At 34.1% G+C, this 25,570-nt stretch carries 26 protein-coding genes; 20 read left to right on the top strand and 6 right to left on the bottom strand.

The features are described 5' to 3' along the window. Positions 1 to 24 precede the first annotated feature (24 nt). The 7 genes from AC1RPN_RS04460 to AC1RPN_RS04430 all read left to right on the top strand — a co-directional run bounded on the left by AC1RPN_RS04460 (position 25) and on the right by AC1RPN_RS04430 (position 6,865). On the top strand, positions 25 to 912 hold the full coding sequence (locus AC1RPN_RS04460; protein ID WP_481761534.1) for a glycosyltransferase family 92 protein: 888 nt from the start codon (positions 25 to 27) through the stop codon (positions 910 to 912). A 15-nt stretch (positions 913 to 927) separates the two neighbouring features. Continuing rightward, complete coding sequence (locus tag AC1RPN_RS04455; protein ID WP_481761533.1) at positions 928 to 2,460, top strand: lipopolysaccharide biosynthesis protein; 1,533 nt, start codon at positions 928 to 930, stop codon at positions 2,458 to 2,460. Positions 2,461 to 2,547: 87 nt separating this feature from the next. Next, positions 2,548 to 3,426, top strand: coding sequence for a glucose-1-phosphate thymidylyltransferase RfbA (gene rfbA, locus AC1RPN_RS04450; RefSeq protein WP_481761532.1), 879 nt, complete (start codon positions 2,548 to 2,550; stop codon positions 3,424 to 3,426). Beyond that, entirely contained in the window at positions 3,426 to 4,007 is a 582-nt protein-coding gene (gene rfbC, locus AC1RPN_RS04445; RefSeq protein WP_481761531.1) for a dTDP-4-dehydrorhamnose 3,5-epimerase, read from the top strand. Before rfbA ends, rfbC begins: the two co-directional genes overlap by 1 nt. A 19-nt stretch (positions 4,008 to 4,026) precedes the next feature. Continuing rightward, on the top strand, positions 4,027 to 5,055 hold the full coding sequence (rfbB, locus tag AC1RPN_RS04440; RefSeq protein ID WP_481761530.1) for a dTDP-glucose 4,6-dehydratase: 1,029 nt from the start codon (positions 4,027 to 4,029) through the stop codon (positions 5,053 to 5,055). Between the two features lie 47 nt (positions 5,056 to 5,102). Beyond that, the gene (gene rfbD / locus AC1RPN_RS04435; RefSeq protein WP_481761529.1) at positions 5,103 to 5,948 is read left to right on the top strand and encodes a dTDP-4-dehydrorhamnose reductase; all 846 of its coding nucleotides are present in this window, start codon (positions 5,103 to 5,105) and stop codon (positions 5,946 to 5,948) included. A 104-nt stretch (positions 5,949 to 6,052) separates the two neighbouring features. After that, entirely contained in the window at positions 6,053 to 6,865 is an 813-nt protein-coding gene (locus tag AC1RPN_RS04430; RefSeq protein WP_481761528.1) for a sugar phosphate isomerase/epimerase, read from the top strand. 30 nt (positions 6,866 to 6,895) lie between these two features. On the opposite strand, the gene AC1RPN_RS04425 is transcribed toward AC1RPN_RS04430, so the two are convergent. From AC1RPN_RS04425 to AC1RPN_RS04410, 4 genes are all read right to left on the bottom strand, one after another. Next, positions 6,896 to 8,188: an APC family permease gene (locus AC1RPN_RS04425; RefSeq protein WP_481761527.1), complete on the bottom strand. Its 1,293-nt coding sequence runs from the start codon at positions 8,186 to 8,188 to the stop codon at positions 6,896 to 6,898. Between the two features lie 103 nt (positions 8,189 to 8,291). Beyond that, entirely contained in the window at positions 8,292 to 8,519 is a 228-nt protein-coding gene (locus AC1RPN_RS04420) for a DUF2922 domain-containing protein (protein ID WP_409022132.1), read from the bottom strand. Positions 8,520 to 8,541: 22 nt separating this feature from the next. After that, a complete protein-coding gene (locus tag AC1RPN_RS04415) occupies positions 8,542 to 8,742 on the bottom strand; it encodes a DUF1659 domain-containing protein (RefSeq protein WP_409022133.1) in 201 nt (66 codons plus the stop codon). Positions 8,743 to 8,841: 99 nt separating this feature from the next. Beyond that, positions 8,842 to 9,405: a sigma-70 family RNA polymerase sigma factor gene (locus AC1RPN_RS04410; RefSeq protein WP_481761526.1), complete on the bottom strand. Its 564-nt coding sequence runs from the start codon at positions 9,403 to 9,405 to the stop codon at positions 8,842 to 8,844. Between the two features lie 258 nt (positions 9,406 to 9,663). On the opposite strand from AC1RPN_RS04410, the gene AC1RPN_RS04405 reads away from it, so the two are divergent. The 3 genes from AC1RPN_RS04405 to AC1RPN_RS04395 all read left to right on the top strand — a co-directional run bounded on the left by AC1RPN_RS04405 (position 9,664) and on the right by AC1RPN_RS04395 (position 13,484). Then, complete coding sequence (locus AC1RPN_RS04405) at positions 9,664 to 10,515, top strand: competence protein ComK (protein ID WP_481761525.1); 852 nt, start codon at positions 9,664 to 9,666, stop codon at positions 10,513 to 10,515. Positions 10,516 to 10,605: 90 nt separating this feature from the next. After that, positions 10,606 to 11,706 (top strand): glucosaminidase domain-containing protein, encoded by a 1,101-nt coding sequence (locus AC1RPN_RS04400; protein WP_481761524.1) that lies wholly within the window; start codon positions 10,606 to 10,608, stop codon positions 11,704 to 11,706. A gap of 65 nt (positions 11,707 to 11,771) precedes the next feature. After that, positions 11,772 to 13,484 carry an N-acetylmuramoyl-L-alanine amidase gene (locus AC1RPN_RS04395; RefSeq protein WP_481761523.1) on the top strand — a complete coding sequence of 571 codons (1,713 nt, stop codon included), beginning with the start codon at positions 11,772 to 11,774 and terminating at the stop codon, positions 13,482 to 13,484. Positions 13,485 to 13,523: 39 nt separating this feature from the next. Here the strand turns inward: AC1RPN_RS04395 and rlmD are convergent, their stop codons facing one another. Further along, positions 13,524 to 14,921, bottom strand: coding sequence for a 23S rRNA (uracil(1939)-C(5))-methyltransferase RlmD (gene rlmD / locus AC1RPN_RS04390; protein ID WP_481761522.1), 1,398 nt, complete (start codon positions 14,919 to 14,921; stop codon positions 13,524 to 13,526). 105 nt (positions 14,922 to 15,026) lie between these two features. Between rlmD and recX the strand changes: the two genes are divergently transcribed. From recX to hxlB, 10 genes are all read left to right on the top strand, one after another. Further along, the gene (recX, locus tag AC1RPN_RS04385) at positions 15,027 to 15,836 is read left to right on the top strand and encodes a recombination regulator RecX (RefSeq protein ID WP_481761521.1); all 810 of its coding nucleotides are present in this window, start codon (positions 15,027 to 15,029) and stop codon (positions 15,834 to 15,836) included. Beyond that, a complete protein-coding gene (gene mutY, locus AC1RPN_RS04380; protein WP_481761520.1) occupies positions 15,833 to 16,954 on the top strand; it encodes an A/G-specific adenine glycosylase in 1,122 nt (373 codons plus the stop codon). Before recX ends, mutY begins: the two co-directional genes overlap by 4 nt. An 82-nt stretch (positions 16,955 to 17,036) precedes the next feature. After that, on the top strand, positions 17,037 to 17,594 hold the full coding sequence (ntdP, locus tag AC1RPN_RS04375; protein WP_481761519.1) for a nucleoside tri-diphosphate phosphatase: 558 nt from the start codon (positions 17,037 to 17,039) through the stop codon (positions 17,592 to 17,594). Positions 17,595 to 17,754: 160 nt separating this feature from the next. Next, entirely contained in the window at positions 17,755 to 18,735 is a 981-nt protein-coding gene (locus AC1RPN_RS04370) for a LacI family DNA-binding transcriptional regulator (protein WP_481762409.1), read from the top strand. Between the two features lie 231 nt (positions 18,736 to 18,966). Continuing rightward, a complete protein-coding gene (locus tag AC1RPN_RS04365) occupies positions 18,967 to 19,224 on the top strand; it encodes a hypothetical protein (protein ID WP_481761517.1) in 258 nt (85 codons plus the stop codon). A gap of 16 nt (positions 19,225 to 19,240) precedes the next feature. Then, complete coding sequence (locus tag AC1RPN_RS04360; RefSeq protein WP_481761628.1) at positions 19,241 to 19,987, top strand: sugar phosphate isomerase/epimerase family protein; 747 nt, start codon at positions 19,241 to 19,243, stop codon at positions 19,985 to 19,987. A 3-nt stretch (positions 19,988 to 19,990) separates the two neighbouring features. After that, on the top strand, positions 19,991 to 21,277 hold the full coding sequence (locus AC1RPN_RS04355) for a gluconate:proton symporter (protein WP_481761516.1): 1,287 nt from the start codon (positions 19,991 to 19,993) through the stop codon (positions 21,275 to 21,277). A 30-nt stretch (positions 21,278 to 21,307) separates the two neighbouring features. Next, a complete protein-coding gene (locus tag AC1RPN_RS04350; protein ID WP_481761515.1) occupies positions 21,308 to 22,267 on the top strand; it encodes a sugar kinase in 960 nt (319 codons plus the stop codon). Beyond that, a complete protein-coding gene (locus AC1RPN_RS04345) occupies positions 22,267 to 22,893 on the top strand; it encodes an orotidine 5'-phosphate decarboxylase / HUMPS family protein (RefSeq protein WP_481761514.1) in 627 nt (208 codons plus the stop codon). Before AC1RPN_RS04350 ends, AC1RPN_RS04345 begins: the two co-directional genes overlap by 1 nt. After that, the gene (hxlB, locus tag AC1RPN_RS04340; protein WP_481761513.1) at positions 22,890 to 23,432 is read left to right on the top strand and encodes a 6-phospho-3-hexuloisomerase; all 543 of its coding nucleotides are present in this window, start codon (positions 22,890 to 22,892) and stop codon (positions 23,430 to 23,432) included. The genes AC1RPN_RS04345 and hxlB overlap by 4 nt, the downstream gene beginning before the upstream one ends. Before the next feature lie 72 nt (positions 23,433 to 23,504). Here the strand turns inward: hxlB and AC1RPN_RS04335 are convergent, their stop codons facing one another. Then, positions 23,505 to 25,505 (bottom strand): hypothetical protein, encoded by a 2,001-nt coding sequence (locus AC1RPN_RS04335; RefSeq protein WP_481761512.1) that lies wholly within the window; start codon positions 25,503 to 25,505, stop codon positions 23,505 to 23,507. Positions 25,506 to 25,570 lie beyond the last annotated feature (65 nt).

Genomic DNA, 25,570 nt, shown 5'->3' with positions numbered 1-25,570 from the left:
ACGGCATATAATATGATAAAGTATATGAAAAATAAGATGAACTACGGAAATAAAAGGTATAAACAAGTAAAAATAATTGAAGAAAAAACTGATTTTATTAATAGCGTGTCATTAGTGGCAATTATTAAAAATGAAGCACTATACGTTCAAGAATGGATTGAATATCATAAAATTATTGGTATATCAAAATTTTATATTTATGATAACGAATCTACTGATAATTTAAAAGAAATTTTAGAACCGTATATTAAAAGTAAAGTGGTTGAATATATCTATTTTCCGGGTGATAAGCAACAAATACCAGCATATCTGGATGCTGTCGAGCGCTGTAAGACAGAAACAAAATGGCTATTAACACTAGATTTAGATGAATATTTAGTATTAATTGATGAAAAAAATATTGATTCTTTTTTAAATGAATTTAGTGAAAACGTTGCTCAAATTGAAATTGGTTGGGTGATGTTCGGCTCATCTAATTTGATTAAAAAATCAAATGGATTAGTTACTGAGACATTTTTAAATAGATCAAAAAATGATATTATTTTAGATTCAAAACCTATCGTAAATCCTAGATTAGTAATTGATATGAGAATACCACATTGGTATGATGTGGCCGGTAAAACGACTGATGAAAACGGAAATAGGTTATGGGGATATCCATGGACAAATGAAAAAAGACCTAAAATTGTATCAAGGGAACACGTGAGGGTTAATCATTACTATGCAAAATCACTTGAAGAATTCGAGAATAAAGTAAAAAGAGGATATGCTGATCAAAGTAATGATATAAAAGAACGTAGTTATCTTGATTTTAAGAAGCACGATATTAATGATGTCTATGATAACGGCATGTTAAAGTACACGGATAAAATTAAAACAGAAATTAAACGTGTACAAGAACTTAACAGATGAGGGTAAGTGTGATGTATGAATAATAATTCTCGAACTGGTATAGCAGCTAAAAATACATCAATCGCTGCACTATCGCAAGTAATAATGTTAGTTTTGAAGTTTGCATTGCAGACAGTATTTATTAAAACTCTTGGTGCCGATTACATGGGAATCAATGGGCTATATGCTAATGTGTTGAGTTTTCTATCCTTTGCTGAATTAGGGATTGGTGGGGCGATAACGTACTCACTGTACGATCCTCTTGCTACTAGTAATCATGGTGAAATTGCTGGTGTCATGAATTTATTTAGAAAAGTGTATAATGTGATTGGTATCGTAATTTTGATTATGGGTTTAGCATTTACTCCATTTATAACTATTTTAATGAAGGGCGGTAGTCCTGTACCATTTCCGCGAGTTATGTTTGTACTATTTTTATTAAATACGGTTGTTAGTTACTTTTTTACGTATAAACGTTCCTTATTAATTGCAAATCAAGAAGGATATAAGGATAGTTTAAATAGATTAATTTTTACGATAATGCAGACAGTATTACAAATTATCTTTTTACTTTTATTTAGACAATATGTTTGGTACTTAGTAATCCAAATAATTATAACATTGTTATCTAACTTGAGAATTTCAAAACTTGTTGATAGGGAATTTGAATTTCTTTCCGAAATGAAAACTGTTAAAGTAAATCCTAAAGTCATCAACTATATGAAGAAAAATATATTTGGGACTGTTTCTTCAAAAATTGGTACTATATTAGTTTTTGGAACGGATAATATATTAATATCGGCATTTTTAGGCGTTAGATTAGTAGGAATATATTCTAATTATATGCTGATTGTAAATAGTATTTCCAGTGTGTTGACACAAAGTATCTCTGCTGTCACAGCTGGATTAGGTAATCTAGGAGTAACGGAGGATGAAGATTATCAAGAAGTTGTGTTTTATCGTTATATGTATATAAATGCCGGTATTACATCAGTTATTGCTATAACGTTATACGCAGTTATTGAATCTTTTATTAAATTTTGGATAGGATCAAATTACGTCTTATCGAACTTTACCGTGTTACTTATTGTTATAAATTTTGTACTTGTTCAATTTAGACAGACTGTATTAAATTTTATTGGTGCACGTGGATTATTTTGGCCAATGAGATATAAATCACTACTTGAAGCTGTAGTTAATATGATAGTTTCAATTCTTTTGTTAATGACAACAAATCTCGGCATTAATGGTATATTAATTGGTACAATAGTAAGTAATATTGGAATTAATTTATGGTGGGAACCACTTATCTTATTCAAATATGGATTCAAACGTAGTATGAAAAAATATTATCTTAAATATTTTGGTTATATGGGAATAATTGGAATAGAATTAGGAATAATTTCGTATTTACTAAAAATTATTGTAATTCAAGGGATTTTCAGTATTTTGATAGCATCTGCTGTTGTATTTATTCTAGCAAGTACATTATTCTATTTCTTATTTATTAGATATGACGAAACAAATTATGTTAAAAAATTGGTTTTAAGAAGGATATTAAATAAATAATGATTTTTATTTTTAAAAGCTGTGTTAAGTAGTTATTGTAGCTACCATTTACAAAAATTAATTAGAATATTTTAGGAGGAAAAGTGTATGAAGGGAATAGTTTTAGCCGGAGGTAGTGGGACTCGTTTATATCCATTGACACGTGCATCAAGTAAACAGCTGATGCCGATTTATGATAAACCAATGATCTATTATCCAATATCAACATTAATGTTGGCAGGTATCAAGGATATTCTAATTATTTCTACTCCTGAAGATACGCCACGTTTTCAAGAATTATTGGGCAACGGTTCTGAATTAGGCATTAATTTAGAGTATGCCGTTCAACCTACACCAGATGGATTAGCAGAAGCATTCATTATTGGTGCTGATTTCATTGGTAATGATAGCGTTGCGCTCATCTTAGGTGATAATATTTATTATGGTCCAGGTATGACTAAGATGCTTGAACGGGCTGCAAATCAAACTGAGGGGGCTACCGTATTTGGTTATCAAGTGCGTGATCCCGAGCGTTTTGGTGTTGTTGAATTTGATGAGAGCCATAAAGCAATTTCGATTGTTGAAAAACCGGATCACCCTAAAAGTAATTTTGCAGTAACAGGCTTATACTTTTATGATAATTCAGTTGTTGATATAGCAAAAAATATTAAGCCGTCACCACGTGGCGAACTTGAAATTACGGATGTTAACAAGGTCTATCTTGAAAAAGGAAGACTACATGTTGAAATTATGGGACGTGGATTTGCTTGGCTTGATACAGGGACACATGCAAGTTTACTTGAAGCAGGGCAGTTTATTGAAACTGTTCAAAGAATGCAAAATATGCAAGTAGCTAATTTAGAGGAAATCGCCTATCGAATGGGTTATATTTCACGCGAACAATTAATTGATCTAGCACAACCACTCAAAAAAAATGATTATGGACAGTACATGTTACGTATCGCAGAAGAAGAGGATAAAAAGTAATGGGTAAATTAAAAGTATCAACAACAAAGTTACAAGATGTTAAGATTATTGAACCAGCAGTATTTGGTGATAATCGCGGCTTTTTTACGGAGTCATATTCAGACAAAGATTTCAAAGAAGCTGGAATAGATATTGATTTTATCCAAGATAATCATTCATTATCAACACAAGCTGGCGTTTTAAGAGGACTTCATTTTCAACGTGGAGAAGCTGCACAAACTAAATTAATTCGGGTCGTGACAGGGGCAGTACTAGATGTTATTGTCGATGTTCGAAAAGGTTCACCTACTTATAAACAGTGGGAAGGATATATTCTTTCTGCAAGTAACCATCGCCAATTATTAGTTCCTAAAGGGTATGCCCATGGATTTGTAACATTAACAGATGATGTTAATTTCCTTTATAAATGTGATGGTTACTACAATGCAGCAGCAGATGGTGGGATTTCATTTAAAACTCCTGAACTAAATATTGATTGGCCTATTGATTTTGACCAAGCAATTACATCTGAAAAAGATGCTGCACAACCAACGTTTACAGAGTTTGAAAAAGACAATCCGTTTGTGTATGGAGAAATCTAAATAGGAGAGGTGTTTTTAAATGAAAAATATTATTGTAACAGGTGGGGCCGGATTTATTGGTTCTAATTTTGTCCATTATGTGGTTAATAACCACCCAGATGTTCACATTACCGTGTTAGATAAATTAACTTATGCAGGAAATAAAGAAAATTTAGCTGGACTACCTGCTGATCGTGTTGAGCTAGTAGTGGGAGATATTACTGACGCTAAACTAGTTGATGAACTTGTTAGCAAAACAGATGCGGTAGTACATTACGCTGCAGAAAGTCACAATGATAATTCTTTAAAAGATCCATCACCTTTTATTCAAACTAATATTATCGGAACATATACATTGCTAGAAGCTTGTCGTAAATACAATGTCCGCTACCATCATGTTTCAACTGATGAAGTGTATGGAGACTTACCATTACGCGAAGATTTACCCGGTCATGGGGAAGGTGAAGGTGAAAAATTCACACCTGAAACACGTTATAATCCAAGCAGTCCATATTCATCAACAAAGGCTGGATCAGATTTATTAGTTCGTGCATGGGTGCGTTCATTCAATTTACAGGCAACAATTTCAAATTGTTCCAATAATTATGGACCATACCAACATATTGAGAAGTTTATTCCAAGACAGATTACTAATGTTTTGAGTGGAATCCGGCCTAAGTTATATGGTTCTGGTAAAAATGTTCGCGATTGGATTCATACTAATGATCATTCAAGTGCTGTCTGGGCTATTTTAAATAAGGGTCGTATTGGTGAAACTTATTTGATTGGTGCGGATGGTGAACAAGATAATAAGGCTGTTTTGGAGTTGATTTTAGAATTAATGGGTCAACCTAAAGATGCTTATGATGTCGTTAAAGATCGCCCAGGACACGATTTACGATATGCTATTGATTCATCAAAATTACGTGAAGAGCTTGGTTGGAATCCTGAATTTACTGATTTTAAATCAGGATTACAAGATACGATTGATTGGTACCGAAATAATGAAAATTGGTGGAAAGCTGAGAAAGATGCAGTTGAAGCAAATTATGCAAAAAATGGACAATAATAACTAAGAATGGACTTAAGTCCATTCTTTTTTTGAAGGAGCTAATTATGAAAATATTAATTACGGGTGTAAATGGTCAATTAGGAACAGAATTAAGTCATTTATTAGATGAAAAAAAGATTGTATATACAGGAACTGGTTCTAAAGATTTAGATATTACTGACTCAAAAGCAGTTAATAATTATTTTTTAGATAATCGCCCAGAAATTGTCTACCACTGTGCAGCTTATACAGCTGTTGATAATGCTGAAGAAGAACCTGGTAAAGCTATTAATGAACAAGTTAATGTTATAGGTACTCAGAATATTGCCACAGCAGCAGAATCTGTGGGTGCTACGTTAGTTTACATTAGTACTGATTATGTATTTGATGGGACTAATGATCAAATGTATACAGAAAAAACACCCACTGCGCCTAAAAATGAATATGGTCGGACGAAGTTAGCTGGAGAAGAAGCCGTTGCTAAAATAATGAGTAAGTATTATATTATCCGTACATCATGGGTTTTTGGCGAATATGGAAAGAACTTCGTCTATACGATGCTAAACTTAGCTAAAACTCATGATCATCTGACTGTTGTTAGTGATCAGGTTGGACGGCCAACTTGGACTAGAACGCTGGCTGATTTTATGTTATATGCAGTTCAAAAAAATATTCCTTATGGGTTATATCAGCTTTCTAATGATAATTCATGTACTTGGTATGAATTTGCTAGTGAGATTTTAAAGGATGAAGTAGTTGAAATAAGTCCAGTAACGTCTGAAGAATATCCACAAAAGGCATACCGACCTAGACATTCAGTTATGGATTTGAGTAAAGTTAAAGCAACGGGATTTGAAGTACCAAGTTGGCAAGATGCTTTACATGAATTTATGGCTAAAATTGAAGTATAGAAAAGGGGAGTTTTCTAGTGATTTGAGAAATTGAATCATTAGAAGTCACTCCTTTTTATTTTCACCCAATTTAATGCTAACATAGTACCAAGGAGATGATTCAAATGACAATACCATTAGGATTAAAGGCGGGAACTGACCCAATTCAACTCCATGATCGGTTACAACATAATCCAGATATTTTTGAATTCTATCTAAATGAATTTGATGTTTCTGGAGATGGATTAAAACGATTATCAGATGAGATTGATGAGGTGAAGGCAACTACGAAGAAGATTGTCATGCATCATCCAATGAAGGTTGGTGAACAATCTGTTGAATTAGCCGTTTCCGAAACAGCTGATCCTAGGTTATATCGTTTTGTTAGAGAAAGTACTGAGACATTGATTCAGCTCGCAAAAGATAAATCAATTCAAACCCTCATTCATGGTTCATATAATCGACAAACGCCAACAATTATTGCTGAATATCCTAATTTTGAGGTTGCGGAATCAGCGTTATTTAATCGGATGGATTATTATCAAAAATATGGACAAAATAACGTCATGTTTGAGAATTCGATTTCTGATTTATTTTATTATGGGTCTGAAGAGATGGATCAGTTTATTCTACAAAAAGGGTATCGCTTAGCATTTGATACATCGCATGCCTTTATTAAACAAGCAGGTAGTAATACTGACTTACAAGCGAGTTTGAAACGGTTAATGCCAAATATCGTCCATTATCACTTAGTCGATTCAATGGGTAAATTTCATGATAGTTTAACTTTAGGAAAAGGCAAGATTGATTGGAAGTTAGCATATCCTTTGCTTAATCCAAATGCAACGACTATTTACGAAATTGATTTAGAAAATCAAAATGATTGTCGCGAAATGTTGGAAAGTCATGAATATCTACAAAATTTAATAGAAAAATAACCATTGGTTTTGAACTTTCAAAATCAATGGTTATTTTTTTCGGTTATCAAACCAGTAGAGTAAACACCCTAGTACTAACACGATAACGCCGAATAAGATGATTTTCCAATTAAAACTTAACAGTAAGTAAAGTGAGATAATTAATGCAAGGCTTGGAATAATTGGACCACCTGGTAATTTGAAACCTTTTGGTAAATTTGGATCATTATTGAATTTAAATGTTGCTAGAATTGTTGGTACATATTGGACAAACGATGCAAAGACAATGCATGATACTAAGAATAAATAACTACCGCTAAGTAGCAGGAGGATGCTTGTGATAGATGTCACAATGATTGCGATAACCGGTGTATTGTGTTTACTTTGCTTACCGATTATTTTTGGTAAAAGCTGATGTTCATTTGCTAGCGATGCAGCCACAATAGGTGTATTGAATGATACTGAGATGGCAACCCCAAGAATAGAGATCAACATCCCAATGATAATGATCATATAACCCCACTGACCAAAGATACTTTTGAATGCCGCAGCAATTGGTAATGAGTACGATCCTAAGTTAGGGCCAAGGATACCCACGGCAACCGTTTGAAGTAAAACATATAATAAAGTCACCGTTGCAATAACGCTTAATAGTGCTTTCGGAATATTCTTTTCCGGATTATCCATTTTAGCAGCAGCAATCGGTAAAAATGAAAAGCCAGTATACATATAAAAAATGACACCAAATGCTGTATTAAATTTCGTAAATAACTGAGTGTTACTGTGAATATCAGTCGGAATCATGGGCGTAAAATGAGCATCCTTAATGAAGAAAGCACCGACAATAATAAAGAGTAACATGATAAATACTTTAGCTGCAGAAGACAGATTGTCTGCGAAATCTAGAATAGCTGTTCCAAAATAATTAATGATGCCTAGAATAATGACTAAGGCAATTGCTGAAACATCATAAATAAGCGTTTGTTGTAATGCTGGAAAAAGTATTTTTAAGACAGTTAGTAACGCAGCAATTTCGGCTGACAAAGTCACTACGCCTAATATCCAAGTAAATATACCAACTTGAAAACCAGTAAATTTACCGAATGCATTATAGGCATATAACCAAGCCGCACCATCTTCCGAAAATTTACTTGCTAGTGTTGCGTAACAGAGCACAATCATGGTGACTGCTAATGCTGCAGCGATAATTGTAAAGATACTGAGTGGTCCAATATCATTATAAATTTTACCAGATAATAAGAAAATCCCCGATCCAATAATACCGTTAATTCCTAACAAGAAAACCGTGAAAAACGTCATTTTTTTATCTTCTATTTTATTCATTACAATCCCCCTAAATTTTAGAATAGCCAATATGATGTTAAAAGGCAATTGATAGGTGCTATGAGGGTACAAAAAAAGCCAACAATTAAGTTGGCTTTTACGGTTAAACTAAATCGTTTGTGTAGATTGGTGTTTCAATGGTTTCAACAAATTGTGCTGAGATAGGGGTTACGAACATTTTTTCGTTATCACGATGGAATAAATCAGAACCTGTAATGTCATCCATGGCTTTCTTAACGGTTGCTGGATCTAAATCTGTATTAACGTAACGTAATTTCATATGGCGCGTTTTACCCGCTTCATTTTTAAATGCTAAATCTAATTGTTTCATATAATTTCCTCCTTAGGTTTGATTAAGCTAAAAGACTTGATTCTGTGCGGATGGTCATTTTAACGGTGTTATCACCAGTTAATGAAGCAACTGTAGCGCCGAGTTGTGCAATAGCTTCGTTAGAGGCATTTTCAGTAATGTTAGCGAATGAACGTTTACGTTCAGAGCCGTCAGAACTTAATCCCTCAACGATAACGTTTGTTTTTACCCAAGTTTTACTCATATATGTTCTCCTTTGTGTGTCTATATTTGATAAGTGCCGCGACGCCTTACATAGATAATAAAGAATCGGTTAACCATTTTGTAAAGCAAATACTGATATTTATTCTTGATTCATTTGAGCAATGACTAAAAGTACTTTCCGACCGACGCTATTACGCCAGTTATAGGCTGTTTGACGGCTAACATGATGACTGGCAGCAATTTCTGTGACTGTTTTGTGTCTAATATAACAATCGACTAGATAATGTTGTTCGGCGTTTGAACAGAGGTCATAGAGTGATTTAAAAAGGTGTTCTGTAAATAATTTTTCAGCGATAGTATCTTGTGTTTGGAGGGTTAAATCAATGATGGAATCAGTTGGATTAGTTGAATCATCCTTATTAGGTTCTAAATGCGTTTGTTGATTAGATTGTCGATTAATTAAATCAAGAAGTCGCCAGTAGACACGTTGATAGGCGTAAACCATGAAAGTTTGTTCATTATCTTCAATAGTTTTAGGGTATTGGTCATATGCAGCGCTGAATGCTAATCGTGCTTCTTGTACGAAATCGTCATATGAAGCATGCGATTGATTAATCGACATTCTTTTTAGAACACCAAAGATAAGTTTTTCACGGTCATTTTTCAGTAGAAAAGCTAGACCTGGGTTTATTTGATTTGACATATTAGTAGAGTTGCCTCGTTTCTTTTAAGATCCCTTGGCCAAGGTTCTTAATTAGAATACGAGGTTATTCAATTTTAAAATAGACGACGAAATGAGCGTATTTATGGGTTTTTGATGAGCATTTAAGAATTAAAGGTAGACTATTAATTTTCTTAAGATAAACTTAACAATTAGACTTAAGTTCACACAAGATTAGTTACAATTAAATCTGTAACATAGGATAAGTTGTTAAATGAAAGTAAGAAAAGGAGTAGGCTATTGAACTTGGAGAATGAATTAGAACGGGATTTTAAAGAAATTATAGATTATCCAGAAACACGCTTATTGACTGTTGGGTCTCAATATTGGCGAAACTTGTTGGAGAATCATCCAATAATAGACGTTACGGATGATCATTTTTTTACAGAACATGGAATTGTAACGGATAACTATCAAGTGAACATGGAGACAACTTTGTATATTCACCATATAACACACAGACGGGATGATTTACGATCCATTATTTTTGATAAGCATAAAGATATTTTATTATGTAAATACACAACAACAAATTTTGTGAATCGCTTGATTAATGAAAAAATTCTAACTTTTGTCGCAATGCGTGCGATTGTGTCATTAGTTGAAAAGAAACAAGCTCTACCTTACACATGTGGTATGTATCAGTTATTTCCAGATAGTGGGCCATCAAAACGGGATGCCTCATGGACGGCAGGACACCATCTTGCTAATATTTCCGATGTAGAAAATGGAACTGATTTATTTTTCAACAATGGATTAAGAATTAGAGTTCAAAGTAAGTATTCGCAATTTCTAAAGCAATTAAATTTAGCGCATCTTTTTACAGATATTCAAGTTTCTTTGGCCAGTAAAATAGCTGCAGAACTTGGTTTTGAAAATCCAACACCCCAATTTAGATATCATGATGCTATCTTATCTTTAGTTCAGAACAGACGTGATACCTATGTGGATAAAATAGATTTCATTAAGGAAGTTAAGCATTTATTAGCCATCTACACGTTGAAAGGGTATTCTGATGAATCACCTGACGACTCAATTATCAAAAAAACGTGTAGTTGGGCGCATACTAATAGAGGCATTATGCGTTACTAATTGTAATCATAATGTAACGGAAAAAGGCGTTATTAGACATGCAAATTTGATATAATTAAAGCTGATAATTTCGGAAAAATAGGGGGAAATATGAAAAATAAAAAGTTGTTAACAAAATTAGTTACGGTAACATTTGTTGCTATTACGGGATTTAGCTCAATAAACTTACCAATTGGGAATCAAAGTAAAAATGAATCAACAGTTACGGCAGCCACGACTGCCCAAACAAAGGCTCTCATTGAAAAGAATGGACCAACGATTCAAGCAGTGTCAAAAGATAAAAACTTGTATCCATCAGTGATGCTATCACAGATGATTCTTGAATCTTCTTGGGGTCAAAGTACGTTGGCAAAAAAGGCTAATAATTTTTTTGGTATGAAGGGTGCCTATAAGGGACAATCATATTCAGTTAAATCATTGGAATATAATAGCAAAGGGAAAGCTTATTATGCGGTGTCTAAATTTAAAAAATACCCAAATGCTAAAGCATCTATTCAAGATTATGCCAACCATTTACGTAACGGTGTAAGTTGGGATGCTAAGTATTACTCAGGTACATGGCGTGAAAAAGCTAGTACTTATCAAAAAGCAACAGCATCATTGAGTTTAAAATACTCGACAAGTAGTGCCTACGGTAAAAAATTAAATAACTTAATTTCTAGATATAATTTAGCTAGTTTAGATAATACCGTTAAAGTCGCTTATAATGGCGCAGCCGGTTCTGAAACAGTCAAAGTAGCTAATACTGGTTACCGTCTTTACAATCATGTTAAAGGAACAGCAGGTAGTCGTGATAAAGGTGCGGCTGCTAAGTTGACAGGTAAGACAGTCTATGCGGACATGCGTGGCGTAAAAGAAGGTAGCACAACTTGGTATCGAGTAAGAGTTAAAGGCACATCAACGAAGTATTGGATCTATAAACAAGCATTAAAATTAAGAAAAACAAGTTATTCTACAGTAAAAAATACAGGAAATTTTAATAATAAATCATATCAGTTACATAATCATGTTTATAATTCAGATTATTTATCTAAAAAGACAGGTCAATCAAAAACACATAATAATAGAACTTATACAATTAATAAAAAAGCGATTATTACTGATTACAATGGGTCTAAATCAACGATGTACCGAGTCAAAATTGGATCTACTAATCATTGGGTCTATAAGGGAGCCATTAATAAACATTAATTTATTAGGTTGTTGAACTAATATTGCTAAGGGATAGCAATAAAAAAATAGGAGAGTTATTGAAAATGCAGAAAAAAATAGTAATGGGTTTTGCCATTGTTTTGGGGATTGTAGCGGCTGGATTAATGAATCAATCAGTTTCGGCTTCATCAAAGGTAAATAATTATATACATTCTCAACATATTGCACCAAATGAGATTACAAGTGCTATCTGGGGTGGTTTTCCAACCGATGATATGACTTATCGTCAAGGTAAACCAGAAGGTGTTGTTGTTCATGAAACAGCTAACCCATCATCTACCATATATGGTGAAATGGCTTTTATGAAAGCCAATTATGGTAATGCATTTGTGCACAGTTTTGTTGACGATCATAATATTATTAATATTGCAAAAACGAACGTCATGTCATGGGGCTCTGGTCCTAAAGGTAACCAACGTTTCGTGCAATTTGAAGAAACGCGTGTTCATAGCAAGTCGGCATTTGCACGAGAAGTTAATAATGCCGCCTACTATACTGCCTATATTTTACAACAATATGGGTTGAAACCAAGTTTAGCAACTGCTAGCAATCATGGAGCGGGCGCAACAGTTTGGGCACATGCAGATGTCAGTAAGTATTTAGGTGCAACTGATCATGGTGATCCAGTTGGTTACTATAGCGAATCTGGTAATAAATGGTTTAATGAGTCATATTCAATGTCAGACTTGTATGATTTAATCAAAGAATACTACACACAATTAGGTGTGAAGGTCGCATATCACAGTGCAGCTGGATCAGAAACTGTTCAGATGAATAATACAAGTTACCGTCTTTATAACCATGTTAAAGGGACGGTCGGCGCAGTCGATAAAGGTTCAAGCAGCAAGTTAAGCGGTAAAACATTGTATGCAGATATGCGTGGTGTTAAAAATGGTAGCACTACTTGGTATCGCGTCCGTGTTAAAGGGACATCCACAAAATATTGGATCTATAGTGACGCCTTAAAATTAAGAAAAGTAAGTTACTCACCAATGAATGTTTCAGCTAAATTTAATGGTAAGTCATATCAGTTACATGATCATGTATACAATTCAGATTATCTATCTAAAAAGACAGGTGATTCAGCCAATTATAAAAATAGAACATATACAATTAATCAAAAAGCCGTTATAACTGATTATAATGGTGCTAAATCAACGATGTATCGTATTAAAATTGGTTCAGATGATCATTGGGTTTACACAGGAGCAGTCAATAAGGATGCACTAGTTAATTTAGAAATGCATAGTGCATCTGGTTCAGAAACTGCAAAAGTTAATAGTAATAAATATATGCTTTATAACTCAGTTAAGAACTCTACTGATAATACGGTTAACTATGGTTCTTCAACACAATTAACTGGGCAAACAGTGAAATTATTAGCTCGAGCAGAAAATAGAAGCCAAGGAACAACTTGGTATCAAATTAAATCAGGATTAAATAAATATTGGGTTTATTCAAAGGCCTTAACATTTAATCAATCAATTACTTATAAGTCACTTAAACAGACTGGAACCGTAAGTACGACAAGCACTTACTACTTGCATAATCATGTTTATAATTCAGCATATTTATCAGTAACAACAGGAAGAGCAAGTGATGCTACAATTAGAGGTAAAGCAGTTAATGTAGATTGCATGGCTACAATTAAAGAAAATGGTAAAGAAGATTCATATATGTACCGTTTTACAGTTATTGAAACAGGAAAGACCTATTGGGCTTATGGTAGCGTCTTAGTTGGTCGAACGAATAGTTAAAGCAAAAAAAGAAGCCATTTTATGGCTTCTTTTTTTGCTTTATTTTCCTGAAGAACGACGTGATAATTTAACGACGGCTTCAACTTTTGATGTTTGTGGGAACATATCAACGGGTTGAATATAATCAACGCGGTATGATTTTGTTAACAATTCTAAATCTTTTGCGAGTGTCGATGGATTACATGATACATAAACAAATTTTTTAGGACGACTCTTATTGATGGCTTCAATTAATTGATCATCTAAACCAGTACGTGGTGGATCAACAACTAGGGCATCAGGTACGAAACCTTCTTCCAACCATTTAGGTAAGATATCTTCAGCTTTACCAACTTCATATGTGGTATTTTCTTGATGTGATAGAACAGCATTTTCTCGTGCATCTTCAATCGCTTCAGGTGTTGTATCCATACCGCGAACTTCTTTAGCACCATGGGCAACATAAAGGCCAACGGTACCAACACCACAGTAAGCATCAACTAATGATTCATTTTTATCTAAGTTAAGAGCTTTATTGATTTCATCGTATAAAACGCCAGTTTGAACTGGGTTTAATTGGAAGAAAGCACGTGCTGATAATTTGAATTTCATTTTACCAAGACGTTCCATGATGAAGTCTTGGCCAGCGATATTAATGGTTTCGTCACCCCAAATAAGTGATGTTTCACCTTTGTTGATATTTTGCATGACAGAAGTAACCATAGGTAATTCTTCTAAGATATGCATAACTAGTTCACGTTTCTTAGGTAATTTTGCCGAGTTTGTGATGAAGGTTAATTGAACCTCACCGGTATCAAAAGATTCACGAACAACAAGCGTTTTGATAATACCTGATTTAGCTTCTTCATTGTAAATAGGAATTCCGAGTTCCTCTAATAACGCAACAACGTGACGAATAACAAGCATTGTTGTAGGACGTTGCGTACTGAATTCTTTTAAGTCTACTAAATCATGACTCTTTGGTTTGTAAAGTCCAGCGATGACGTGACCATCTTTTTCGCGAACTTGGAATTGCGCTTTATTACGGTATTCATATGGATTTTGCATACCGATAGTTTCTTTTAAATCATAGTGTTCATAACCACGCGGTTTATATCTTTCTAAAGATTGTACGATAACATCTTTTTTGAAAGCTAATTGGCCTTTGTAGTTTAAATGTTCTAATTCAATTCCGCCGACTTCACTGTATGTTGCGTCTTTTGGTTCAACGCGAACAGGACTTTGTTTACGAATTTTATGAATTTTAGCGTTGATATAAGAATCTGCAACACTAGTGACTTCTGCTACAACGACTTCGTCTGGAAGAGCACCAGGTACGAATGTAATCTTACGTTTGTAATAGCCGATGCCTTCACCATTAATACCTAAGCGTTTAATAGTTAAAGGAAAACGTGAACCGGCTTCAATTTCTGATCCAAATTCTTGATTGTCTGACATATTTTTATAAACTCCTTATTGCTTTTTTCTTATTATAACACAGGAATATTGGCATTTTGGCAGTTCAAAGATATAATAACAAGATAAGCATTTAAAGGAGTCTATATGACAAAAAAAATCACAAAAATAACCACACAAAAACGTGCTGGACGATATAATGTCTTTCTGGATGAAAAATATGCTTTTCCAATTGGGGAAGAAGTTCTTATTTCATTTCATCTTGCTAAAGGGATGGAATTAGATGAGGCATTAATTAAACAAATTGCTGATGCAGATGATCGTTCAAAAGCGTATTCAAAAGCGTTAAACTATTTATCAACGCAAATGCGAACCGTAAAAGAGATTAAGGATTATTTGAAGAAACATGAAATTACGGAAGACGCGATTGAAGAAACAATCGAAAAGTTATATGAATTTAGATTAGTAAATGATCTTGAATATGCTAAAAGTTACGTTAGAACAATGATGCACACGTCGGATAAAGGACCAACAGTCATTCGCCAAAAGTTACGATTAAAAGGTGTTGCAGCTGAAAGTATTGATGAAGCCTTAGAAGAATTTCCAGTTGATGACCAATTAGAAAATGGAATTAAAGTCGCCGAAAAATTAGTTAAGCATTACCACGATCAATCGTTTAGTAATTTAAAGAACAAGGTTCGTCAGGCATTAATGACTAAAGGCTTTAAGTCTGATGACATTTCACAAATAATGGATGCCTTAGAACTTGAAATTGATCCCGAAGCCGAATGGGATGCACTTGTTAAACAAGGGGATAAAGTCTGGAAACGGCAACGTCGCTTGGAAGGTAGTCAGCGCGCCATGAAAGTTAAACAGGGGCTATTTCAAAAAGGGTTTCAGTTTGATGATATTAATGAATATATTGAGCTGAAAGAACAAGATGAGGCGCTTGAATGATAATGTGGGATGACGCAAAAATCACAGCTTTTCAAGAGGCATTGTTAACTTGGTATGATAGTGAAAAAAGGGATCTTCCTTGGCGCAGAGACCATGAACCCTACCATATTTGGGTATCAGAAATTATGCTCCAACAAACACAAGTAAATACGGTTATTCCGTACTATGAACGATTTATGGAATGGTTTCCGAGTGTTGAAAATTTTGCTAATGCGCCAGAAGAACGTATTTTAAAAGCATGGGAAGGACTCGGTTACTATTCAAGAGTTCGAAACATGCAAAAAGCAGCAAAACAAGTTGTTCAAGATTATTCTGGGCAATGGCCGCAAACAGCTAAGGAACTGCAAAATTTAGTTGGAATTGGGCCATATACTGCCGGAGCAATCGCAAGTATTGCTTTTAACGAAGTTGTTCCTGCCGTTGATGGTAATGCTTTTCGTGTATTTTCACGCTTATTTGAGATAGAAGATGATATTGCGAAACCACAGACCCGACTTATTTTTGAAAAAGTCATTCAACAAATTATTTCTAAAGAAAGACCTGGAGACTTTAACCAAGCTGTCATGGATTTGGGTTCAAGTTACATGAGTGCTAAGAATCCAGATTCTGAACATTCTCCAGTTAAGTCGTTTAATCAAGCTTATTTAGATGGTAAAGAACTTGATTATCCAGTGAAATCAAAGAAGCCGCGACCAGTTGAAATGCCCTATATTGCTTTGATAATTGAAACAAAAAAAGGGTATTTATTTGAGAAACGTTCTAGTAAAGGGATGCTCGCAAATTTATTAGCGTTTCCTTTAATTAAGCTGGAAGAACTGGAAGACAAACCAGGAGACGTGTTATTAACGGATGATTTAGTTATAAAATTAGGCCAATGGAGCCAAGATAATTTGAACCATAAGTTGATTTTTTCAGCATTAGAAGGTTCCGTCGTAAAACATACCTTTACCCATCAAAAATGGTTAATTGAATTATTTACCGTGAAAAGTAAATCGTTTGACTTAAGTTATTTTCCTGGCGAATTCATACTTGAAAAAGATTTTGACCAGATTGCAGTTCCTAAAGTACAACAAAAAATTTGGGACAAATATATCAGCCTTTCTTCAAATAAATTTTAGTAAAATAGTTCTTTTTTTGGTATAATATTCATGCAATCGATGTAAAATGCACTACGTGTTTAGAAAGTGGGTTTTGGTAGAGATGAGTAATCAGTCAAAGGAGCCTAAAGAGGGCGACTTCATTACCATAAAGAGTTATAAACACGACGGTAGTTTGCATCGAACATGGCGTGATACGATGGTGTTGAAAACAAGTGAGAATATGATTATTGGGTGTAATGATCATACATTGGTGACCGAAGCAGATGGCCGGCGATGGGTGACCAGAGAACCAGCAATTATCTTTTTTCATAAACACTATTGGTTTAATATTATAGCCATGATACGTGATAACGGCGTTTCTTATTATTGTAATTTGGCTTCACCAGCCACGTTAGATAAGGAAGCTTTGAAATATATAGATTATGATTTAGATGTCAAAGTTTTCCCAGATGGTGAGAAACGGTTATTGGATGTAGATGAATATGCAGAACACGGGAAAAAATGGGAATATTCTGACGATATCGATAAGATATTGAAGTATAACGTCCGAACACTTGTGGACTGGATAGATAACGGGAAAGGGCCATTTTCTAAAGAATATATAGATATCTGGTACAATCGTTACCTCGAACTAGCGGAACGTGAAAATAATAAATAAAAAGGATAATTCTGAATTTTAAGTAGAATTATCCTTTTTATTTACTATTTTAGTGAGGTATTTTCTAATAAATTGAGCAGTATGGTAATATATAGATAGTTTAGCAACGGAATAAAAGGAAAACTAGACGAAATAATATAATTAATGAATGGATGAAAAAATGGCTACTAAAGCGAATATAAAAGATGTTGCAAGTAAGGCAGATGTTTCAATCGCAACTGTATCACGTTTTTTGAATGGTAAAACAGAGCGTATGTCTAAAGAGACAGCATTGAAAGTCCAAAATGTGATTAAAGAATTAAACTATGTCCCTAATGACGCGGCTAGACAGATGATTACAAAAAAAAGTCGAATGATTGCTACAATTGTTTCAGATGTGGATGATTATTTTGCCACAGAAATGTTTAAAGGTATTAGCTCAATTTTAGATGCACAAGGTTATACAGCGGTTTTATTTGATTCCGATTCTAATAAATATAAAGAACAAGGTATCCTTAAAATTATTGGCGAAAAATCGTTTGATGGACTAATCATGCAACCAATACTTAGAAAAGAAGCCGATTTAAGGGATGCGGTTAGACGAGACATGCCCATTGTTATTGTTGATCGTGAACTTTCTGATTCTAGTTTAGCTAATGTTGTTACAAATAACTTTGATATTAGCCAACAAGTAACAAGATATTATCTAAATCAAGGATTTGATCAAGTCATTATCATTACTGGTGAAGTGACAGGTATTTCAACTCGGGAAGAGCGGTATAACGGAATTAATTCGGTCAGTCCAGACACTAAGGTGATTGAGGTTATAGATGGTGATACAAAATTAAATCAAACATATGCTGAACTGAAAAATAGATTAATACGTGATGATAAAAGAACGCTTGTATTTGCGTTGAAGGAACGTTGGTTGCTTTACTTACTACCTAAAATTATCGCTGATGGATTCATGGTCAATCAACGGGTAGCGGTAACGGGATTTTCAGATACTGAAGTCATAAAAGCGATTAATTCAGGAACTTCGTTGATTAATCAAAATCCTTTTTTACTAGGTGCTAGTGCAGCAGAATTATTGTTGAATGAATTAAATGGTGAAACAAATACGAAAAATAAAAAAATAATTATACCTGCTGAATTTAAGTAGATACTAATATGGAAAAGACTTGCTCAAGGGTAAGTCTTTTTTTATTGTCCTTAAAATGTAATTTAAAGTTAAAAAAATAAACAGGCTAGATACCTTACTGGAGTAAACGTTTACCTTGTTTAGAAATATATATTTATATTTAAGACTTGCAATTATGGAATACTGCATATATACTATCCATGTAAACGTTTACCTAACTTGTTAATAGATAATGAATTGGAGGCGCTAAAAATGGATAAAAGAACTTTTTTAGATGTTGATAAATTTGCGTTGGGCTTTGCCTCTACAACTGTAGAGGCTAAGTTTGAGGATGAAAACATGGTGAAAACGGCTAAGAATTACCTTGCAGCCTATTTGACGGCATATTACTTAGCAGAAAATTTTAACGAGATAGAACGAGAAAATTTTGATAATAAAAATGCAGAAAAATTCGAGGACATGAATTTTGAGACATTAATGAATAGGGTAAAGAAACTCAATAAATATTAATATTGGAGGAAAAATGATGACAGTTATTTTAAATACATGGATTTTTGAGAATGATGTAGAAAATGGAATTAAACAGGATGAATTGGTTGATCGCGTTTCAAAATTAAGTGTTGACGGTATCGAAGTTAGACGTGAATATTTTAAAGATTTAGATAGTGAATTACCCAAAGTTGCAAAAAAAGCAAAACAATACGGATTAATTGTTAATTATAGTGTTCCTGATCAAGTTTTTTTAGACAATGGCACGTTAAACCCTAAATTAGTTACTTATTTTCAAGAAGGTTTAATTATGGGAATCAAAAAAATTAAATTTAATATTGGAAATTTTGCGGCATTTACTGGAGATTTAAAGCAGGCTTTTAGTGAATTTCCTTTAGACAAAATAACAATGAATGTTGAAAATGATCAAACTGCATTAAGTGGCAGTGTTAAGGCATTAACGACATTTTTAGAAAGTGCTAAACGACAAAATGTGCCTGTTGGTTATGTTTATGATCTTGGTAATTGGGCTTTTACGAAACAAGATGCTATTCAGAGTGCAGATGAGCTTTCACAATACACGGACTATATCCATTTGAAAAACGTTATTAATAATGCTGGAAACTTAATGACGTCGAAAAATTTAGATGAAGGAATGTTTGATTGGCGAGCTATTTTAGCCCATCTACCAAAAAAAGTGGCTTTCGCTCTTGAATATCCGATGGATAACAAAGCGTTAATTCAATCCCAGATAGTGTTATTAAAAAAAGAAATTGAGGACTAGCTTATGGCAACCCTAATACCGATTTTATTATTAATCACTTTTGTAGGATTTATTATTTATATTTTAAAGGGTGGAAACATCATGGTCGGGTTCTTCGTAATGGCTATTTTATGGTCTATCATTGGACAAATTCCATTCGATAAGGCAGTTCAAAAAGTATTTGCTGAACCAGCATTGAATTATGGACCGACAATTATCTATATTGCATTTGGATCATGGTTCGGAAGGGTTCTTGTTGATAGTGGGATTGCGCCTGCAATTTCAGAAGCAACAAAAAAAGTTGGGAAAAAACGACCATTAATAGCAGCTATTTTAATTGTTTTGGTAACAGCGTTTATTTTTGTAAGCGCATACGGAGTGGGATCTGTGATTGCGATAGGGGTTATCTTATTACCAATCATGTTATCCCTAGGTATTCCAAGAGACATCGCACTTACTGCATTTGTCATGTCAATTGGGGCACCAATGTACATTAATGTTGTTTTATTCAATCAAATTAAAGCATTTTTTCCAAATGCCGTATACGGCGGACAATACTTAATCTTCGGTTGGACAGCAATGACAGTTCAATTAATCGCGGTAATTATTTTCTTAGTTTTACATCGCAAGAAATTTACTCAAGAAAATGTTGATTCAAATCTAAAAATTATTGGTGAGACACAACAAAATTCTGAAAGTCGCCCCATACCAAAAATTGCATTTGTTGCACCAATTATTCCGGTCGTTATGAATATGATTTTCGGCTGGGATGCTATTCCAGGATTAACTTTAGCAACATTGTTTGCGATAGCTGTTACTGGAAATATGAAAGGATATAAAAATTTCGTCGACTTCTTGAATAGTACGATTCAAAAAGCGATTGGTGATATCGCAGGATTGATTATGTTTTTAATGGCGTTAGTGATGTTTGCTGGTGCTGCTCAGTTGAACGCTGTTAGGTTTCAACATGTATTTAGTCTGATATTACCGCATGACCATTTAATCCTTGCTATTGTATTTGGAGTATTAGCACCGCTCGCGTTATTCAGAGGTCCGTTACATGTTTGGGGTGCTGGAGCTGCAACTGCAGCGGTTCTTTCGGGAACCGGGTTGTTCAATGATGCCTTCTTATTACCACTTCTCTATGTGCCTGCGCTTCTTGCTGTTTCAACAGGAATCACGCAATCATGGAATGTTTGGGGCCTTGATTATATGAAAGTTCAATCAAAAGATTTATTAAAAAGAGGTGTTCCAATCATGTGGTTTGTTTCAATTATTAATGAAGTTTTAGTTTATTACTTTTTCGGTTAAAATTAAGAGACATGAAGGGAAGAAAATATAATGAGTGAAGTTATAACAATTGGCGAACCAATCATTACATTTGCCTCAAAAGATATGGATCAAAGCTTATCAGAATCAGTTAATTATGTGAAAATATTAGGTGGCGCAGAATTAAACGTAGCGATCGGAGTTAAACGCTTAGGGCATGATGTTGAATATGTTTCTCGAGTTGGAACAGAACCTTTTGGCCAATACGCGAAGAGTATTATTTCAGGACATGGTGTGGGTATCGATTATATTAGCGAAAGTGAAAATCATTGGACGGGGCATCAATTGAAACAACTCGTATCAACGGGTGACCCAGAGACTTTTAATTACCGTAAAGGGTCAGCTGCAGCTCATTTAACAAGTGATCGAATTGATGCAATAAATTTAGATGATGTTAAAATAGCGCATATGTCTGGTATTTTCCCAGCTATTTCAGATGTGGCCGAAAAAACATTTAGAACGTTATTAACACGCCTTGTGGATAACCAAAAATTCATTACATTTGACCCTAATTTACGACCAACATTGTGGAAAAGTAAAGATTATATGGTTGCGACCGTTAATGAACTGGCAGGTTATGCAGATGTTGTTTTACCAGGTGTTGAAGAAGGAAAAATTCTGATGGGCAGTGATAATCCAGAAGAAATTGCCGACTTTTATTTAAAAGGCAAACGGACAAAAACGGTAATTGTTAAAATAGGTGCAAGTGGTGCATTTATCAAAAATTCAGATGGTAGTATGAAAACGATTAAAGGCTTCAAAGTGGATAAAGTTGTGGATACTGTTGGTGCAGGCGATGGATTTGCATTAGGCGTTATTACAGCATTATTGGAAAACAAATCTATGGAGTCAGCCGTTTTACGAGGAAATGCAGTTGGTGCGCTTCAAGTTCAGACACCAGGTGATAATGATGGCTACCCAACACCTAAAGAACTACAGGATTTTTATAAAAAGGAAGGCGTACAGGAATAATGAAATTACAAGTCGCTATTGATCGCGTTACGTTAGAAGACCTTATGGAGAGCGTCAGCTACTTAGATGGTGTTGTCAATGTCATCGAAGTTGGGACCTCTTTGATTAAAGATTATGGGATAAATGCGTTAAAATCTGTTACGGAAAAAGTTAATCAATCAGAAGTATTATTTGATTTAAAGACAATTGATGAGGGTGTTTATGAATTTGAAAAGGGATTCTCTGCTAACGCGGATACGTTAACGGTTATGGCAAGTTCGTCAATTGATACGATTGAACAAGTTTATGAATTAACGGTTAATCAGAAAAAAAACATTCTGATAGATTTATTGGAAGTAGATGAGACGAAAATTGAAAAATTACAAAAATTTGATGAAGCCATTTTTGGATTACATTACTCACATGATAAGAAAGATCAAGATTTTGATGCCGTAAAAGCGGTGGCTGAATTCCATGCTAAATTTCCAAATATAAAAAAAATCGCGGTTGCCGGTGGTATTGATATTGAACAGGCAAAAAGATTGGCTGTTCAAGGTATCGTGGAAAGAATCATTGTTGGTGGTAAAATAATGAATAATGAGAAACCATTAGATATGGCAAAAAAATTTATGGAGGTTATTAAATGAGTTTACTTGATGAAATAATGGATGAAATTAACGCGGTCATTGCTAAAGTTAGTGATGACCAATTAAATGGTGCTGAGAAGTTAATTACGAAAGATAAAAGAATTTTTATCTTAGGTGCTGGGCGATCTGGGTTAATGGCAAAAGGATTCGCAATGAGATTAATGCATATCGGTTATACGGTCTTTGTAATTGGTGAGACAATTACACCGTCAATTGCAGAAGGGGATGTGCTAGTTTCTGTTTCTGGCTCTGGGACAACTAAGAGTGTACTTGAACCAACTGAAAGTGCTAAGAAAATTGGCGTTAAAGTAGTCGGGCTTACAAGTAACGGCGAGTCTCCTTTAGCGAAAGTATCTAACTCAGTTGTCGTTGTGCCTGGTGCAACAAAAGCTGATAATAGTGTAAAGTCAATCCAATTATTGAGTACGCTATTTGATCAAAGTGTGCATATTGCTCTGGATGCATTAGTGCTGAAGGTAAGTCGTAGAGACAACGTATCAAATGATCAGGCGAAGGCGAGCCATAGTAATTTAGAATAAAAAATAGCAACTATCATTTTTAAAATGGTAGTTGCTATTTTTTAGGATAACTATAGTTACAACAATGGTTGATTAATAACCGGCTGTTGTTGACTTAATTAACTCAGGTGTTCTATTAAATAACATGTAGGCGTAACCGTTAATGATTTGCATCCCTTCAGTTTCTCGTGAAGAATTGATACGGGTATACGAAACATCATTTGTTGTTAAGGCACTGTTATGATTATTATCAACTGTTAATTTCGAAGCGTTAACAGCGACAAAAGCGTCATCTGTTACGAGGTAAACTTTATTTGTTTTTGAACTATAAGCAATTGATTGTGGAGAGTCACCCACCCGGTTGGCTAATTGTCCAACGACTTTTACGGTGACTTTATTGTCGGCATCTATAGATCCCTTCCAAATTCGAATATACTTACCGGCTGAACCAGATCCGCTACCAATCATTGTGTATGAATAGAAGTTATTGTTATCTGCAAAAGTTAAATTATTACTTTGCATAAAATTACCATAACCATCGTTCCATTGCATATTAGTATAGTTATCAGGTGCTAGCGTTGACGAATTGATATGTTGAATAGTTACTGTGTCGGATTCAGTAAGTGATTTTGAGCTTGTATCACGATACATGTAGAGACCTTTATTTGAACCATTTGTTTTATAATCTAAAGATTGACCATGGCCTATTATGAATTCAGGACCGACTTTAATGATAGATTCATATTTTTTGTATGCATTATATTTAGAAACATAGAAATTATATTTACCTTTATAAGTTGAAGCAGGGTAGTTTGCTTTGTAGTAGCTAAGAGATTGCGATTGACGGAGGTAGTAAAAAGCCTGCCATAATTCTCCAAATCCCTTACTATTATTTAGATTTAATGCGTTCATCTTATCAGTATCAAAACGGACAATCTTACCAGTTCCTTTTTTCGAATCAGTTGAGATTGATGCATAAAGGTAGTGACCATTGATAACAAATCCTTGTATATTACCCCAATCACCACTTGATTTATATGAAGCAGTTAAGAAATAATTTGTTTTAAATTGTTTTGAACCAGTTGCATTATAAGTACTACCTGATTTTGTTGTTGCATCAACTGAAGAATAATTAGGCTTTTTTTGATAGAAATTAGTAGCCGCAGTATTTGCTAATTTATTGCCTGTATCTAGGCTACCATCATGCATATCAACAAGAACATCTGTAGCAGGTGTCCAGGCTGCTAAATAGCCACTATAAATCCAACCGAGATCGTTTTTCCCAGTTTTAACATATGAAAATTTAGCGCCATCTTGTGTTCGTGTTTCTGTTTTGGTGATATATAAATCAGTATCGAAGTAATTTTTTGAATAATGTGTTGTTTTATTTCCATAAATAGTGTTTAGTGGTGCGTTATGAATGTTAGAGATGTCAGACGTGATACGATATTTAGTTTTTGATGAAGAAGTTTTGATATCTTTAACGGTTTCGTAATTCGTTAATGCTTTAGTATTCACATAACCATACAAAGTTCCGTCACTATATGTTAGTTTTGAGTAGCTTACATTTGATGCCGTTGTAATTTTTTTGGAAATGTAGAAAGTGGTTGAGTGATAACTAGTACCATAGTGCATAAATGTAGAAGCACCGTGTAATGCTCTTGGATAACTGTAAACATTATAAGCATTTGTTTTAATTCTAACAGGTGTATGGTTACTATCTGATTTATCTGTTTTGGGAGATGCATAAACGGTTGTGGCTTTGGTATTTATATAGCCATACGCTTTTCCAGCACCATTAACTAGCCAAGAATATGATTTTCCATCTGATAATTTAATCGTTTTTGTGATGTAAAAAGTTGTTGAATGATAACTTGAACCATAGTGCATGAACTTTGATTTTGAATTTAAAGTTCGAGGGTAAGCATAAACATTATAAGCTTTCGTTTTAATTCTAACAGGCGCATGTGCAATGTATTTTGAAGATGATAGTTTAACTTTTGCTGAGACAGAGCTAGATGTACTGTGACTGGCTATCCCTAAGCCAAGTGCTGTAAACAGTAATGTGATCCCAATGAATTTACTGATTTTCATAATTTAGAACTCCCCTATAAAATATATTTTGTGCCTTCTAATTATACATGAATATGACTGATAGG

Source organism: Dellaglioa sp. CoH-57-MRSF-20, assembly GCF_056781955.1.
This window is presented reverse-complemented; position numbering and strand designations above follow the sequence as displayed.